This window comes from Microcoleus sp. F10-B2 (assembly GCF_036704965.1).
In the GTDB taxonomy this organism is placed as follows: Bacteria; Cyanobacteriota; Cyanobacteriia; order Cyanobacteriales; family Microcoleaceae; genus Microcoleus.
This window is the reverse complement of sequence record NZ_JAUBTB010000124.1, coordinates 1-16,261: the sequence shown is the minus strand read 5'-3', so window position 1 is coordinate 16,261 and position 16,261 is coordinate 1. Positions and strand designations below refer to the sequence as shown.

Here is a 16,261-nt window from a genome sequence, read left to right as displayed (position 1 = left end):
GCCAATCAACTTGAATATGTTAGCGAATTACTTTTCGGTTTATCTCATCAAGATAAACCAATTAAATCTGGCGCGTGGTCGTCAGCAAATAGCCTAGCCCCACTGGTTTACTCTTTTGACAATTAATCCACCCTGCTTAGTAAGGGGGGGCAAGGGGGGGTAGAAAGCCGATCGCACTCAATAACCCTCGCTGACGAAGAGTGGGAAATTACACCATTTGAAGTGCGAGAAACCGAGGAAAAAATAGAAATTGAAACCGCACAAATATTAATTTCCGTAAAGCGATCTCGCCAGTGAATTGTCGGAGACAATTCCATGCTTCAAAGATTGGCAAAAGCGTTTAGTCAGTGAGTCAAATATCATGGGAGAACAAACCGTTTTCCCAAATACTCGCCTCACTGTTCGCCGGGTAGGATCGATGCTCAAACGCGATTCGGTGCAACGTAGTTGTTAGATTCACATTTCATGGATTTGTATTTACACCCTGGATTAAGACAACAGGATGAGCACGTGGATATGGTAAACCTGGAAATGCCGAAAAACAAACACGACTCCCGACAGTTGGTTTATTGCCATAGATACTATCAAAATGGAAGAAGATAGTGCCTCCACCATCACTTTGAATAAATCCCCAATCATAATTTGAATGTAAATAATTACATATGCCAATTTGACGCTCAACAACTGGATAGCAAAGTTTTTCACACCGTTGTACTAGCTCATCGGCAGTAGGGCGAGCTTCTGGATGCAGATTCAAACATTCAAGGATTAGTGTATACAACTCATTGCCGAGGGACTGAAACTGTAGATTTTTATCAATATAGCCAGGTTTTTGGGGTGGAATAGCTGCAAGGATAGTGGGAACCGCATTTAATCCAAAACCAAAGGGTTTTTGACCGCTCATTAATTCATAAATCATTGCTCCAATCGCCCATATATCTGATGGCTTACCTGCCTTGCGAGCCTCTCGAATCATTTCAGGTGCCATATATGGTAAGGCTCCCATGACTGTAGCGGAAGCACTTGTTGAAGATTCACCACCCTCAACAGCATTTACAATCTCTTCCTCAGCCATCTTAGCTATACCGAAGTCGGTGATTTTAATCTCTGATAGATTGAAATCGCCTGAAAACATCACATTACTTGGCTTCAGATCTCGATGAATAACACCTGCATTATGCGAAGCTGCAACACCCTTAGCTAAGTAATGAAGAATCTTAGCAGTGAGATATGGATCGACGATACCTAATTGCTGTAATAACCCTTCTTTAAGATCTTTTCCTGTAATAAACTCTTCTACTAAATAAGGCGATGAGTCAGTTTCAAGATAATCTAATGTTTTTGCTACATTTGGATGATTAACTTTTGCACTGACCACAGCACTTCGCTTAAACCTCTTTTTTGCTGATGAATTTTTAGGCAATTTAAGAGCTACTTCTCTGCCAAGCACTAAATCTCTTGCACAATAGACTTGCTGCATCCCGCCTTCACCGACAAAGCGAAGGATCTCATAACGATTATCTACTAGATCGCCGATATTATGAATGTGATTTTCCGTCATAAAACAACCTCTGGATTAGATATGTCAAAAGTCAGAAATAACCTGCGTCTCTTACCAAAATTATCTCCTAGTGTGATGACGCAACTTTTAGGAAGAGCTTGACCTTTTTCTACTAGCTGATTGTTGACAAAAACTGAGCCATTCACTGCATCAACTAAGAAGTTAAAGCCGTCATATTTAATGTGGATAGAACCATAATTGGTAACATCCAGTTTTACGCGCTGATTAATTGTTTCCAGCGTATATGTCTCGCTTTCGTATACAAGTAGTCCACGATGTTTGCCATGCAGAAGATAATTACCAAGAATATCCTTGATTTCTGACATCGCAGGTCTCTCACTTGCATCGGCAGTTAGGGTGCGATCGAGTACCTTAACAATTGCATCAGGAATACCCAAAGGAATAGAAGAAAAACTTGGAATAGTTGCAAGATGAGGTGGCCTTCTTAACAAAGCGTTTGGGATTTCCTCCCCAGAGAGATACCACGCAGTAATACCAAAAGCATATGTATCAACAGCATTCGTAAACGGAACAAATCCCGATCTATATAATTCAGGCGCTGCAAAACCCTCAGTTCCAATAAATCCCACAGTTGAGTCGTCTTTACCTGAAAACCTAGCTAAACCGAAATCAAATATCTTAATAATATTTGCCTGGTCAAACTTCATATTGTTAGGCTTAATATCTCTATGAATTAAGCCTTGGGCATGAATATCACTAATTCCCGAGGATATCTGATAGAGAACCTTCAGATATTCATCTCTCGACAAGGAATTCCGATCTGCAAAAGATTGTAAGTCATCACCAGAAACATATTCCTGGACGATCCCAACTCGTCTATCAGCTTCATTTAGGAAAACATCAAAGATTTGAACGACATGCTTTGAGCGAATTTTTTGTAATGCAGCTAGCTCATCAAAGAGTCGGCGCTGAGCTCTAACATCTTGAATGAACTTAATGGCAACTTGCCTCTCAAGATTCGTATCTTGACAGACCAAAACTTCTCCCATTCCACCCCTAAGCACTTTTCCTGTCGGAACATAACGAGACGGGATGCCACTTGACATAACAACTAATTCTCCTCAGAAAACTCAATATTTAGTTGGGGTACTGGCTTGTCAACTTCACCTTTACCGCCATTAGTTTTGTTACTGTTTACACCATTGAACTCTATCTTTTGAGCATTGTCTTGATTCTTTTTCTTTGGTTGCTTCTTCGGCAGTGGGATTTTTTCTTGTTTAAGAGGTTCCTCAACTCCCGAGGCACTGGCATCTGGAGTATTTAAGGATTTATCTGGAAGAGCATCAGTTTGTGCAGCTTTGATACTAAAAAATTCTACTTTTCCGGGGATGCTCCAAATTTCAAGATAACTTAAATCAGATTCTTCATTTCTTGAAAATAAATTTTTTCCAATAGTTAAAGCCGCTACTGTAGAATTATCCTTGCCACCCAACCATTCTGAAAGAGCGGTCAGTCTAGAAACAACTTCTCTGGGACTTTCTGCATAGCTTACTAATGAATGAAATATGTTCTCAGGAATGCCGTGAGCACCATCCGACGTAATAAGCAAGCATTTCATATCAGAAGATGGTTTTAATTCAACACGTCGCGGCTCAATGCCTTCTCCCATACCAACGTACTGCAATAATTGCCTAAATTCAGGCGGGGGAGAAGGAAGATTTAAAGCTGCAAGTTGTTTTTCCAATGTATCGTCAATCGTAAGTTGCTCTACTACACCGCTATTGAGTACGCCATAAATTCGACTATCTCCTACGTTTACTGCGGCCCAATCTTTCGTTTCATTACAGATTACTGCTGACAAAGTTGCTCCCCCTTTTCCTTGGAAAGCGTTATAAACAGCCTCGTTAGCGTCGTGTATACCCACTTCGAGTTTCTCGATCAACGTAGAGGCATTGCTATGTACTAAAGATGCAGCAAATGTACTTATTGCCAGATTTGCACACTCCCCACCATTCACCATACCCCCCATCCCATCACAAAGTACGAGTGCTGCAATAGAAGGTTTGCGGGATTTTTCAAACTTTACTCTCAGAAAAATTGCGCGGTCTTGATTCTCTGACCGTTTGCCTAAAACGCTACTTAATACAACTGTTGCAGACTCTAATTCTGTAAATCCAGATTTTTCTCCAAACTTTAACCATCTGGAGATTCCTTCTTGGAGCTGCTTATAGAATTGACTTTCCGCCATATCTTGCACCATCCAAAATACTCGACTACCTAATTTATTTTACTCAACGCAATTCTGAGCATAGTGTGTTTCGGAAATAACCTTCTACATATTTTGCGTGTTAAACTCTACTCCGATTGCTTTTTAGTCAAAGTTCACCTCAGTCATTGGGTAAATTATATCACAACTGCGGTATAATTTACCAAATATGGCTGTCAACTACCGCAAACAGCTTTTCTATGTCTAGCTTCATTCTGTAGACGCGATCGCATAAGTTTTTGAAATAATTTTAGCAAACTGAGAAACTGAACCAGGAGCCGATCGCGCTTTATTGCTTCTAACCTAAGAGAGAGCGAGCTTTCGCCCTCTACTGGCATTATAGTTAGGAACGGGAACCTAAAATCGCATATGCCACAATACTTCGGAAAACTCCAAAAAACTGAACAGCCTTGGTCAACGATCGGCTCAGTACAATCTATAAGTAAGAGCGATCGCACAATTCACTTTAATTGCGGCGAAACTTCCCTAAACATCAGCATCCTCGCACCGAATTTAATCCGAGTGCGAATGTCCCCGACAGGTGAATTCAAAAGCCGATCGTACTCAATAACCCTCGCTGACGAAGAGTGGGAAATTATACCCTTTGAAGTGCGAGAAACAGACGAAAAAATAGAAATTGAAACATCACAAATATTAATTTCTGTCAAGCGATCTCGCCCTGCACTCGAATGCTTTGACAAATCGGGAAAACCCTTTGCTAGCGACTGCGATCGCAGTATGGGATGGCGCGCAGGTGCAACCGCAGGCTGGAAGCGCATCGAAGCAGACGAGCACTTCTACGGTTTCGGCGAACGCACCGGCTTTCTCGACAAACTCTCCGAAGTCAAGACAAACTGGACAACCGACTCCCTCGACTACAATTCCCTCACCGATGAAATGTACCAGGCGATCGCATTTTACATCGCCCTGAATCCCGATCGCGCTTACGGCATTTTCTTCAACACGACATTTTGGAGTCAATTCGACATCGGCGCCGAACAACCGGGGGTTTTGCGGATGGAAACCAGAGGCCGGGAACTCGACTACTACATCATTTACGGCCCGGAACCCGCCCAAATTATCGCCACCTACACGCAGTTAACCGGCCGGATGCCACTTCCGCCAAAATGGGCGCTGGGATACCACCAATGCCGCTGGAGCTACGAATCCGAGGACGTTGTGCGGGAGTTGGCGAAGGAATTTCGCGATCGGGCGATTCCCTGCGATGTCATCCACCTCGACATCGACTATATGCGCGGCTACCGCGTTTTTACCTGGAGCCCGAAGCGTTTCCCCGATCCGGCGAAACTGATTGCAGACTTGAAAGCAGCGGGTTTTAAGGTGGTCACGATTGTCGATCCCGGTGTCAAGTACGAACCGGAAGCAGATTATGAAATATTCGATCGGGGTGTGGAGAATGACTATTTCGTCCGCACCGCCGAGGGAAAGCTATTCCACGGTTACGTTTGGCCGGACAAAGCGGTGTTTCCCGACTTTATGCGGCCGGAGGTGCGCCAGTGGTGGGGCGAATTGCACAAAACCCTGACAGATGTTGGGATTGCGGGGATTTGGAACGACATGAACGAACCTGCGATCGCCGAACGGCCTTTTGGCGACGGCGGCGAACACATCAGCTTTCCCCTGGATACACCGCAAGGCCCGGAATCCGATCGCGCCACCCACGCTGAAACCCACAATTTGTATGGGTTGATGATGGCGAAAGCTTGTGCTGAGGGGTTGCAAAAAGTGCGATCGAACGATCGATCTTTTGTGCTGACGCGATCGGGTTTTGCGGGCGTTCAGCGTTACTCCTCGGTGTGGATGGGCGACAATCAATCGCAGTGGGAACACTTAGAAATGTCGCTACCAATGCTTTGCAATATGGGGCTTTCCGGCGTGGCGTTTGTCGGTTGCGACATCGGCGGTTTTGCGGGGAATGCAACGGCTGAACTGTTCGCGCGGTGGATGCAGGTGGGGATGCTGTATCCCTTGATGCGCGGTCATTCGGCGATGAGTACGGCGCAGCACGAACCGTGGGTTTTTGGCGATCGCACGGAGAAGATTTGCCGCGAATACATCAATTTGCGCTATCAGTTGTTGCCTTATCTTTACACGTTGTTTTGGGAAGCAGCGACGACGGGAACGCCGATTTTGCGACCGCTACTATATCACTTTCCGCGCGATCGGGCAACTTATCACCTTTACGATCAAGTATTACTCGGCCCGTCGCTGATGGCTGCACCTGTTTACCGCCCGGGAGTTCAACACCGCGCCGTGTATTTGCCCGAGGGTACTTGGTACGATTGGTGGACGGGTGAATGCTATCAGGGCCCGAGGCACATTTTAGCTTATGCACCTTTGGAGAGAATGCCGCTTTACGTGCGGGGAGGGGGCATAATTGCGATCGCACCTGTGAGGCAATTTGTGAGCGAAGAACCGCTTGAGTCATTAAAAATGCGAATTTGGCCCGGAAGCGGTGAATGGACGCTTTATGAGGACGACGGACACAGTTTTGAACACCAAAAAGGTGTCTGGGCTACGACTAATTACAAGGTGTATTTGGAAGGGGAAAAAATCATCGTTGAAATTGCCGCGCGCGAGGGTCAATTTTCGATTTCTGAACGCGAAGTTATTGTGGAAGTTGTTGGCGTTGGCGAACAACGATTTACAGATGACGGTACGGTGCGGCGTTTGACATTTGGATAGTTTGATATTTGCCGCTTTCCCACTAACCCGCCGGGGGTTAAAACCCCCGTCTCACAGCTCAAGTCCACTTAAGTGGACTGAAGAAACAGCCTAGCAGACTTGATGTAAATCCTGTACATATTGAGAGGCACTCCTGTTCAAACGAAGCTAACCAACTCAAATTCTAAATATTAACCAACAGTCCTCTTTAGAGGACTTTAGCTATGAGACAGGGATTTAAATCCCTGGCGGCCTAATTGTTAGCGAACTATATTACTTGACGACTACTGTTATAATACAGCAGGAGGAGATGAACAAATAAAATTATTGCGATTGAATTATGCAACCCATCCAAATTACCACATTCCAAGCTCTGTGGCGCAGCCTGGACCTGATAATCAAAGCCGCACCAATAGAACTCCGAAATTTAATAATACTCAACATCATCGGCGGTGCTGCCCCATCTGCCGTGCTTTTTTTAGATAAATTAATCATTGATGAAGTATCTCGGTTGCTATCGCAAACCCAAACAGCACAGCCCTTTGCTTTGATGCTTTCCCGGCCAATATTGCTGTGGAGTATTGCCGGAGTCTTAAGTCTCAGGTTAGTCGGCGATGCCCTAGACACAATGGGCTCTTTTGTCTCGACATCTTTGCGCGATCGCGTTCAAGGCTTTGTCGAAGGAAAAGTCATCGAAAAAGTCGCCAATTTCGACGATATTGCCCTCTTTGAAAACCCCGAACTATTAAATATTGTCGAACTAGCCAAAACGGGAGTATTCAAAATACAGCAACTAGCCTTTACCATCAGCATGACAGTCACCGGAATTTTTATATTTATTCCATCGATAGGCCTTGCTGCTGCGATAGCTTGGTGGGTGCCAGTGCTGATGTTGATTTCATCCTGCCCCTCAATTTACATCCAAAGAAAATATAGCAAAATCATCTGGAGAGTTCAAAGAAAGCAAGCTAAAATAACTCGTGAAATGAACTTATCCGCTAGAGTCTTGACGGGGGAAGAATACGCTAAAGAATTGCGTTTGTTTGGGTTGCAGGAACTTTGGCTCAAACGCTGGCAGGGTCAGTTTTTGCAGTTTTTTAGCGAGATGCAGCAAATCCGAAAAAAAGGAGCAATTGTTTTACTTTTGTGGTCAGTCTTTAGTAGAATCGGAGTAGCTTTGCCATTTGTTTATGTGGTAATGGGAGCTTTGGGTGGTCGCTATACTTTGGGAGATTTGGCGCTTTATTCGGGTTTGATTGTTCAGGTGGAGCAAAGTTTGCAATTACTTATAGGCAATTATGCTAATTTGTACGATATCTCTCTCGGTGTTAGTCCGATTTTTCAACTGTTAGAACTCAAACCAGAATTGCAGTCTCCGCTTGGAGATGTAGCATCTCGCCTGCCTAGTTTACCAGAAGGCGGGCAAGATTCCCCCCCCACAAAAGATAAAATTGGCATCGAGATTAAGCATTTATCTTTCTGCTATCCCGGCAGCAATAAAAGTACGGTTGCAAATATCAACTTAACCATTAATCAGGGTGAAATGCTAGTGCTTGTTGGTGAAAATGGCGCGGGTAAAACCACTCTTGGCAAACTCCTCGGTCGCCTGTACGACCCCACAAGTGGTACGATCGCCTGGAACGGCAAAGATTTGCGATCGTACTCTCTAGCATACGTGCGATCGCGCATCGCCGTAGTCATGCAAGATTACGCCCGTTTCCCCTCCACAGTCCGCGAAAACGTCGGTTTCGGCGACTTGCTTTCCCTATCGGATGACACCGCAATTAACGAAGCTATTTCTGAAGCAGGAATTGCAGCTAAAGTCAACAGTTTAGAGCAAGGTTTAGAGACACCGTTGGGGAAACAATTAGAAGACGGCATCGACTTATCGGGGGGACAGTGGCAAAGAATTGCGATCGCCCGCGCCTTAATGCGGCTTTCTACAGCCGAAGTGCTCATTTTTGACGAACCAACCGCCGCCCTCGACCCCAAGACAGAACACGAAATTTACAGCATCTTCCGCCAAATAGCCGCCGGGAAAACAACAATAGTCATCAGTCACAGATTGGGATTGGCCAAAATTGCCGATCGCATCGCCGTCATGGAAAACGGTAAAATAGCAGAAATAGGAACTCACGACGAATTGATCGCATCAAACGGAATTTACTGCTCAATGTTCACCCGTCAAGCTAGTAGCTATATTTAGAGTGAAATCAACAGTCCGCCAGGGGTTAAAACCCCTGTCTCATAGCGAAAGTCGGTTGAAAATGACATCTTGCAGCAATATAAATAAGAGGATTTTTCGTGGGGTGGGGCGGGTTTATAGAACCTATTTGCAAGCTTTAAGGCTGTTGGCGAACCCGCCCCTACGGCTAATTGATAATGGTGCAATATCTCAGTTGAAACCGACTGGGGAGATATTGCAATGCTTGTTCAAAAATGTTTCTTTCAGTCCTCTTTGAGAGGACTTTTGCTATGAGACGGGGGTTTTCAACCCCCGGCGGACTTGTGGGTTAGCGTGGGGAATTGGGCGCGGGTGATTGTGATAAGTTATCGCGGATTTGCCATCTAATTTCTCTCGTTAGGTGGCGAGAAACCCAGTTTCTGCGACAATTTTCAGTTGAGTACGAGAAATATCGGAAGAAACCCGGTTCCTGGGATTAGCTGGGTGGCGAGAAACCGGGTTTCTGCGACAATTTGCGGCTGAGTACGAGAAATATCGGAAGAAACCCGGTTTCTGATCGTGCGATCTTTTTGAGAAAATTGTCAGAAAGTGCGAGCTATAATAAAACCAACCTAGTTGGCGATAATATCAACGATGGAAACTATAACTCTCAACCTACCTGCAGCCGTCGCTTTAACCGACGAACAATTTTATCAATTGTCCATCGCTAATGAAGAGTGGCGATTAGAACAAACCCCCGAAGGAGAACTAATTATTATGCCTCCAACAGGCGGCGAAAGTGGCATCAGAAATTCCGATTTGACTACAGACCTAAATTTGTGGAATCGTCAGACTCGATTGGGAAAAGTCTTTGACTCTTCCACTGTCTTTCAATTACCCAACGGTGCGAAGCGTTCCCCTGATGTTGCTTGGGTACTTCTAGAACGTTGGGAAGCATTATCCGCAGAAGATAAGCGCAAATTTCCTCCCCTGTGCCCGGACTTTGTAATAGAATTGCGTGAAGCGAAGCTATCCCGTAGGGAATCGCAAACTGATTCCCTAGAAACATTGCGGGGTAAAATGCGGTATTATCAAACTAACGGCTGTCGCTTAGGTTGGCTAATTGACCCCCAAACGCCTTTAGTAGAAATCTATCGGTTGTCTGAAGAGGTAGCAGAAGTTATTAATTTCTCTTTTGACCAACCGCCTACACTTTCGGGTGAAGATGTACTTCCCGGATTTCTTCTAGATATTACACCTATTCTCAACCCTTGAATCTCGATCCATTTTCTTTAGTTGGCTGGCGAGAAACCGGGTTTCTGCGACAATTTTTGGTTGAGTACGAGAGATATAGGAAGAAACCCGGTTTTTGGGATTCACTGCGTGGCGAGAAACCGGGTTTCTGCGACAATTTTTGGTTGAGTACGAGAGATATAGGAAGAAACCCGGTTTCTGAGATTCTTGTGCCTCCGAAAAGTCGATCGCAAATTATCTCCCCGTCAGCGTATCCGCATAAGGATCGGGCAAAGCTTGCTGGACCTCCAAAAGCGACAAAGAATCTCCAGTCAACGGTTGGCTAATCAAATTTTTTTTTAGCCCATCACCCCGGCGATCCCGCTCTTGCAACTTCAGCAATTCCTCTTGATAAACAGCAACAATTCGCGCCAAACTCACCACCAAATCATCCCAATTCTCATCTCCCACCAACTTCTCAGAAATTCCCTCAAATAACTCTCCCGCTTGCCTTTTTTGCACGTAAGCTTTCAAAAGCTTTCCCGACTTTTGCAAAACGGCCTGATAAATATCCCCATCAGACCACCACAGCCCCTGTTGACTCAGCAGCCAAGTCAAAATATACTCCCGAGCGTGTTGCTCTTTCACCCAAGCAGCCAGATACTGCAAATCTTCCATAGTTACAACAGTCTCCTCAATTTTCCTTAAAATGTCCGCTTGTTTGTATCTACCGTTACTGCGATCGACATAATACCTGCCTTATCATCACCTGCCCGCGTCATTAATATCCCTTAAATCTTAAAAAAACCCTACTGATTCACCAAACATCAATTTTTAGAATATAAAAATACACTTAAACTGACATCTTGCACCGCGATCGACAACAGGCAAGATGCCTGTGAAGCAAAGAGAAAATTTGCTTGTGGGGTGGGCATCCTGCCCGCCCGTGAAAGACTGATTGACAATGGTGCAAGATGTTAGCTTAAACTTCATAGGTCTATTGTCCGATACTTTCTGTCCACAGGAAAGCGCTACACCCCGCCTCGCTTTCCTCTCTCGCAAACCTATCATCAAGCGGGAAAAACCAGCGGGTTATTAGCATGACAAAGCAAAATTTTGGTTTAATCGGTCTAGCAGTGATGGGCGAGAACCTAGCACTCAACGTCGAAAGCAGAGGCTTCTCCGTAGCTGTGTACAACCGCACAGCAGCCAAAACCGACGACTTCATGGCCCTGCGCGCCCCCGGCAAGAACATTGTAGGCACTAAGACTCTGACAGAATTCGTCGATGCCCTAGAAACCCCGCGCCGAATCTTAGTCATGGTGCAAGCTGGGAAACCCGTAGATGCGGTCATCGACCAGCTCAAACCCATGCTGTCACCGGGCGACATGATTATTGACGGCGGCAACTCGCTATACGACGACACCGAACGCCGCACCAAAGATTTAGAATCGATCGGACTGGGATTTGTCGGCATGGGCATCAGCGGCGGGGAAGAAGGCGCGCTCAACGGTGCTAGCTTGATGCCCGGCGGTACGCGAACAGCTTACGGCCTACTAGAGCCAATTCTCACCAAAATTGCCGCTCAAGTAGATGACGGCCCCTGCGTCACATTCATCGGCCCTGGCGGCGCCGGTCACTACGTGAAGATGGTTCACAACGGCATTGAGTACGGGGATATGCAGCTCATTGCTGAAGCCTACGATTTGCTCAAAAACGTTGGTGGATTGGACGGCAAGCAGTTGCAGGAAGTTTTTGCCGAATGGAATACCACAGACGAACTCAACTCGTTTTTGATTGAAATTACGGCTAACATTTTCAAGTACATTGACCCGGAAACTAAGCAACCCTTAGTTGAGGTAATTATGGACGCAGCGGGCCAAAAAGGTACCGGGCGCTGGACTGTCATGAGTGCTTTGGAATTGGGCGTGAGCATTCCCACAATTATCGCTGCTGTGAATGCTAGAATCATGTCTTCTTACAAAGACGAGCGCGTTAAAGCTTCCCAAGCACTGACGGGGCCTAGCGGCAAGTACGAAGGCGATACTAAAGAGTTTGTGAACAAAGTCCGGGATGCGCTTTACTGCTCGAAGATTTGCTCCTACGCGCAAGGTATGGCACTTTTGAGCGCGGCCTCGAAGTCGTACAACTATGACTTAAGTTTGAGCGAAATTTCCCGAATTTGGAAGGGTGGCTGTATTATTCGGGCTGGATTTTTGGACAAGATTAAAACAGCTTTCAAGGACGATCCCGCGTTGCCGAATTTGCTGTTAGCGCCGGAGTTCAAACAGAGCATTCTCGATCGCCAATCAGCTTGGCGGGAGGTTTTGGCTACTGCTAGCACACTAGGAATTGCAGTACCAGCCTTTAGCGCGTCGCTGGACTATTTCGACAGCTACCGGCGCGCAAGATTGCCGCAAAATCTCACGCAAGCTCAGCGGGATTATTTCGGGGCTCACACCTACGAACGCACCGACAAACCGCGCGGCGAATTCTTCCACTCAGAGTGGACGCAGACTGCTAAAGAGTCGCTGCAAACCGGTACTACCGATTAATTAATTTTTGTAGGGTGCGTTTCGGCGCACCTTACAGATAGACAATGAGATTACTACAAACCGCTCTTATTCCTGAACCCATACGGATACTGAACCCCCTTGACAGCGAAACTCGCCCCAACCCCACTCGTTAGTAGAAACAGGTTCCTGAATATGCCCTGTTAAATCCACAAACTTAGCATGAGGTTTACCAACTTCCATCCACTTGAAACCCTCGGGGCCGTCACTCATAATTACTGCCATTGCCTGTGGATGTTTCCCATTGCCCAATCTCGTCCAGCCAATGGTATTCCAATGATCGAAATAGTCATATTGAGGGCCGTAGGCGAAGTGTTTGCGAGCATGGAGAAACTTGTCAATTAGCGATCGGTGAGAGGGCATAACAATCTTATACCGATTGCCGTCGCGCCCCCAATCTTCATATTCTGCACCGTAATAATCGCCGTAGAAAACGCAGGGATAACCTTCTCTTCGCAAGAGAATAATCGCATAAGCAAGAGGTTTAAACCAGGGTTCTACCACAGATTCAAGTGCTTGCAGCGGTTGGGAGTCGTGGTTTTCGACAAAGGTTACTGCATGAGTCGGTTGCTGCTGCATCATTGTACCGTCTAAGATGCGCCGCATATCGTAGTTACCGCCCTGTTGGCTGGCGTAATAAAAGTTGTAATGCAGCGGCACATCAAAAACTGACATTTTGCCTTTAACTGAACCGACATACCAGTGCAGGATATCGATATTTGGTGCCCAATACTCACCGACAACAAACAAATCTTTGCCAACATATCGTTCCAATTCATCCAACCATTCCGGAAAAAACCAAGACGATATGTGCTTGATTGCATCTATACGGAAACCGTCGGCACCTGTTGTGTCGAGATACCACTTACCCCAGCGTGTAATTTCATCTCTTACCCATCGATCCTGGAAATCCAGATCGCACCCCATTAAATATGCAAAATTGCCATTTTCTAGGGCAACATAGTCATCAAAAAATTTCCCTTCTACCAAATAGACTGTACCGCGATCGTCTGGATTGTATTCGTTGTAGTCTACTGCGTCAAAATGCCACCAGTGCCATTCAAATTGGGAATATTTACCTTTGCGTCCGGGAAAGTTAAAATTGGTGTAGCTTTTGATTTCTTGCAACCTACCTTTGGGATTTAGCCGATTGTGGTGAGGATAAGGAGTTGCCTTAAATATCTCTGCTGCATCTGCACCAATTTTGTGGTTGATAACTACATCGGCATAGATTTGGATCTGAGATTTGTGCAGGGCTGCGATCGCATCCAAATATTGCTGCTTAGTACCGTATTTGGTGCGAATTGAACCTTGTTGGTTGAATTCTCCCAAATCAAATAAGTCGTACACCCCATATCCAACGTCGCTTTTCCCGCCCATTCCTTTGTAAGCAGGGGGCAGCCACATTGCCGTAAAACCAGCATCTGCTAATTGTTTAGCTTGGTTTTTCACCTCATCCCACAGGGTTCCTCGATCGTCCATGTACCAGTGGAAATATTGCATCATCGTGCCGTTGATATCTGCCATTTTTCACCCTTGCCTTGAGATGATAAACTGTTGCAGCCTTTAAATTGTCTGTCAAAAAAAATCAAAGTCTTGTGGGGTGGGCGTCCCGCCCGCGGAGAATATACAATTTAAATGCGCGACAGCTTACTGACAATTTAAGGCGATCTTAGGCTACAGCATTGCCAATTGTCACGGTATCCGCATTAATTTTTTCTAAAACTCCGGTTTGGGTGTGATTAAAGTTTTGTTACAGTTCTAAAATCTAAAATCCATTGAGGTTTGTTTCCGAGATAGCTTTTAATATATTCGTCATTAAATAGCGATCGCCTGACTCTTTGAACGATACTTGAACTTGAGTCGATACAAAAAGCCCAAGTCCAAGTTATTCAAGTTCACAGCAAACAGTGCCAGGAATCAAAACAATTTAAGCAGCACTCGATCCCCACGTCTCAACCGTTTGCTGCAACCCCTCCCGGTAGCTGGGATAGCGCGGACTCCACCCAAACTGCTGGCGGAATGAGTCGCCCCCAACGGTAGTAGAAAGCTTTAACAAATCCACTTGTTGAGGGGTGACAACTAACACGAGTGCCAGCGGCGTCAGCCACATTGGGATGTGCCCGGGGCGTTTTCTGCCCAGCGTGAAGGCAAATCGATCGATAAAATCAGCAAAAGACACCGGAACACCATCCACAACATTAAAAATTGCACCTTTCGGTTGCTGTTGGGCTACCTGTACCAAGACACTCGCAGCATCCTCAAAATGCAGCCAGTTTCCCAGATTGCTGTCAGGCCCGGCAAAATAGGGACGACCTAATTTGAACGATTTGATGTAAAGTTTCAAGTCTTCAGATTGCGGCCCGTAGAGGTATCCCAGCCGCAAGACACAAGCCGGAATCTGACTGTTTGTGACCTGGTTTTCGGTGGCGATCGCCATTTTGAAAATTGGGTCATCACCAGGTATACTCAGCGGTGTGCTTTCTGTCGCATCCCTCGTGTTGCCATACAGAAAAGTGTAGCTGGTGTGAATTAGCAACTTGATATTTGTGTCTTTTACCGCTGCCAGCAATGCAGCAGTCGTTGCCGAAAGAGTTTTATCAAATCCTTTCCAATCTTGCCCATCGCTTAGCAGCGTATTTGCCTTTTGGGGAGTCAGGTTTACAACCACATCTGCATTAGCACCCAGAATCGCCTCCCTGAGTTCAACAGGATTGGATGGATCGGTTTCTACCGCGATTCCGCCGTGGGAACGCACGGTTGCTGCACCATCTTTGTCCTGCGTCAATCCCGTTACTTTGTGTCCCAGCGCTGCAAACTGCCGGACGGTTGCTTGTCCGAGTTCAGTATCTGCGCCTGTAATGACAATGCTCAGCTTTGTGTCTGTCATGTGTTTTGATAACGTGTCTTCTATATGCTTACTATTTTTGACCGCCGTGGCGCGACCCTCTATTGATAGAAAAAGTAGTTATTTTAGAGATCGGTTGCTGGTATTTTTCTACAGAATACCCAGAACCCCGACTTCTTTAATAAGTCTGGCATCTAAAAGAAGGGAATTTTATGTTTAATTTATCAGTAATTAAGCTAGTAATGCGCTTGACCTCTTGGTAGATAACTATACTGACTAAATCTGGTACAATCATAACTAATAATTAAAAAAAAATGTAATTTTATGAAAGTTTTTATAGTAAGAACCGCTGCCGTTTTGGGTGTGATTGCAACATCGGTATTGGATACATTGAAAGAGTCAAAAAAACGTTTATTATATATATTATTTATTGTAGCATTTTGGAAGTAGATGAAATGAATGAAAAAGAGTTTAAAAATTTATATATTTTATTTATAAATTGTGGGTATAGTGTTAGTTTAACTCAAGATACAGCGTATTCCAGGTTTGTGAAGTGTAGGGACATGGCAGTGCCGTGTCCCTACGGGGATCTCACTATAGGCGGGTGTACTTCATAAATGTGGAAGCTGCTGTATTCAAGATTATGGGGCGGATTTAATTTTATACAAAGATGACTCAAAAACCGTGGTTCAAGCAAAAAGAAGCAAAAATCCAGTTGGGATTAAAGCAGTGCAAGAAGTAGCAAGAGCCGTCAGACATTACCGAGAAAATAAAGGCATAGTAATCACCAACAACAGATTTACCGAAAATGCTTGCAAACTTGCTGAATCTAACGAAGTAGAGTTATGGGATAGAAAAAGACTCATCGAATTCATCGTGACAGCTAAGAATTGTGGCGTTGCTGAACTAGGGTATGATGAAGTTGTCCTCCGAGCGTCAAAAATCACACACATTTAAAAGCAATATTATG

11 protein-coding genes are annotated in these 16,261 nt (G+C 45.3%); 5 read left to right on the top strand and 6 right to left on the bottom strand.

Annotation, left to right across the window (positions count from 1 at the left end; genetic code table 11):
* Positions 1 to 463: 463 nt before the first annotated feature.
* Genes QUA99_RS29530 through QUA99_RS29520 form a run of 3 tightly spaced genes read right to left on the bottom strand, consistent with a single transcriptional unit; the run spans position 464 to position 3,782 of the window.
* A complete protein-coding gene (locus tag QUA99_RS29530; protein ID WP_333244089.1) occupies positions 464 to 1,561 on the bottom strand; it encodes a serine/threonine-protein kinase in 1,098 nt (365 codons plus the stop codon).
* A complete protein-coding gene (locus tag QUA99_RS29525) occupies positions 1,558 to 2,628 on the bottom strand; it encodes a serine/threonine-protein kinase (RefSeq protein WP_333244086.1) in 1,071 nt (356 codons plus the stop codon). Before QUA99_RS29525 ends, QUA99_RS29530 begins: the two co-directional genes overlap by 4 nt.
* Positions 2,629 to 2,633: 5 nt before the next feature.
* Entirely contained in the window at positions 2,634 to 3,782 is a 1,149-nt protein-coding gene (locus tag QUA99_RS29520; RefSeq protein ID WP_333244083.1) for a protein phosphatase 2C domain-containing protein, read from the bottom strand.
* Positions 3,783 to 4,157: 375 nt separating this feature from the next.
* Here QUA99_RS29520 and QUA99_RS29515 point away from each other — a divergent pair, with 375 nt between their 5' ends.
* The 3 genes from QUA99_RS29515 (at position 4,158) to QUA99_RS29505 (ending at position 9,912) form a co-directional block, all read left to right on the top strand.
* Positions 4,158 to 6,494: a glycoside hydrolase family 31 protein gene (locus tag QUA99_RS29515; RefSeq protein WP_333244080.1), complete on the top strand. Its 2,337-nt coding sequence runs from the start codon at positions 4,158 to 4,160 to the stop codon at positions 6,492 to 6,494.
* A gap of 319 nt (positions 6,495 to 6,813) precedes the next feature.
* A complete protein-coding gene (locus QUA99_RS29510; protein ID WP_333244077.1) occupies positions 6,814 to 8,679 on the top strand; it encodes an ABC transporter ATP-binding protein in 1,866 nt (621 codons plus the stop codon).
* Positions 8,680 to 9,291: 612 nt separating this feature from the next.
* Entirely contained in the window at positions 9,292 to 9,912 is a 621-nt protein-coding gene (locus QUA99_RS29505; protein ID WP_333244075.1) for a Uma2 family endonuclease, read from the top strand.
* Between the two features lie 213 nt (positions 9,913 to 10,125).
* Here the strand turns inward: QUA99_RS29505 and QUA99_RS29500 are convergent, their stop codons facing one another.
* Positions 10,126 to 10,548, bottom strand: coding sequence for a hypothetical protein (locus QUA99_RS29500; RefSeq protein ID WP_333244072.1), 423 nt, complete (start codon positions 10,546 to 10,548; stop codon positions 10,126 to 10,128).
* Positions 10,549 to 10,970: 422 nt separating this feature from the next.
* Between QUA99_RS29500 and gnd the strand changes: the two genes are divergently transcribed.
* Positions 10,971 to 12,425: a decarboxylating NADP(+)-dependent phosphogluconate dehydrogenase gene (gene gnd / locus QUA99_RS29495; RefSeq protein ID WP_333244069.1), complete on the top strand. Its 1,455-nt coding sequence runs from the start codon at positions 10,971 to 10,973 to the stop codon at positions 12,423 to 12,425.
* A 66-nt stretch (positions 12,426 to 12,491) separates the two neighbouring features.
* Here the strand turns inward: gnd and QUA99_RS29490 are convergent, their stop codons facing one another.
* Positions 12,492 to 13,970: an alpha-amylase gene (locus QUA99_RS29490; RefSeq protein ID WP_333244066.1), complete on the bottom strand. Its 1,479-nt coding sequence runs from the start codon at positions 13,968 to 13,970 to the stop codon at positions 12,492 to 12,494.
* A 403-nt stretch (positions 13,971 to 14,373) separates the two neighbouring features.
* Positions 14,374 to 15,333 carry an NAD-dependent epimerase/dehydratase family protein gene (locus QUA99_RS29485; RefSeq protein ID WP_333244063.1) on the bottom strand — a complete coding sequence of 320 codons (960 nt, stop codon included), beginning with the start codon at positions 15,331 to 15,333 and terminating at the stop codon, positions 14,374 to 14,376.
* 642 nt (positions 15,334 to 15,975) lie between these two features.
* Between QUA99_RS29485 and QUA99_RS29480 the strand changes: the two genes are divergently transcribed.
* Positions 15,976 to 16,248 carry a restriction endonuclease gene (locus QUA99_RS29480; RefSeq protein ID WP_445251056.1) on the top strand — a complete coding sequence of 91 codons (273 nt, stop codon included), beginning with the start codon at positions 15,976 to 15,978 and terminating at the stop codon, positions 16,246 to 16,248.
* The last annotated feature ends 13 nt before the right edge of the window (positions 16,249 to 16,261 follow it).

Coding starts and splice junctions, on each gene's coding strand:
- QUA99_RS29530 (WP_333244089.1), bottom strand. CDS start 1,561: ATGACGGAAAATCACATTCATAATATCGGCGATCTAGTAGATAATCGT.
- QUA99_RS29525 (WP_333244086.1), bottom strand. CDS start 2,628: ATGTCAAGTGGCATCCCGTCTCGTTATGTTCCGACAGGAAAAGTGCTT.
- QUA99_RS29520 (WP_333244083.1), bottom strand. CDS start 3,782: ATGGTGCAAGATATGGCGGAAAGTCAATTCTATAAGCAGCTCCAAGAA.
- QUA99_RS29515 (WP_333244080.1), top strand. CDS start 4,158: ATGCCACAATACTTCGGAAAACTCCAAAAAACTGAACAGCCTTGGTCA.
- QUA99_RS29510 (WP_333244077.1), top strand. CDS start 6,814: ATGCAACCCATCCAAATTACCACATTCCAAGCTCTGTGGCGCAGCCTG.
- QUA99_RS29505 (WP_333244075.1), top strand. CDS start 9,292: ATGGAAACTATAACTCTCAACCTACCTGCAGCCGTCGCTTTAACCGAC.
- QUA99_RS29500 (WP_333244072.1), bottom strand. CDS start 10,548: ATGGAAGATTTGCAGTATCTGGCTGCTTGGGTGAAAGAGCAACACGCT.
- gnd (WP_333244069.1), top strand. CDS start 10,971: ATGACAAAGCAAAATTTTGGTTTAATCGGTCTAGCAGTGATGGGCGAG.
- QUA99_RS29490 (WP_333244066.1), bottom strand. CDS start 13,970: ATGGCAGATATCAACGGCACGATGATGCAATATTTCCACTGGTACATG.
- QUA99_RS29485 (WP_333244063.1), bottom strand. CDS start 15,333: ATGACAGACACAAAGCTGAGCATTGTCATTACAGGCGCAGATACTGAA.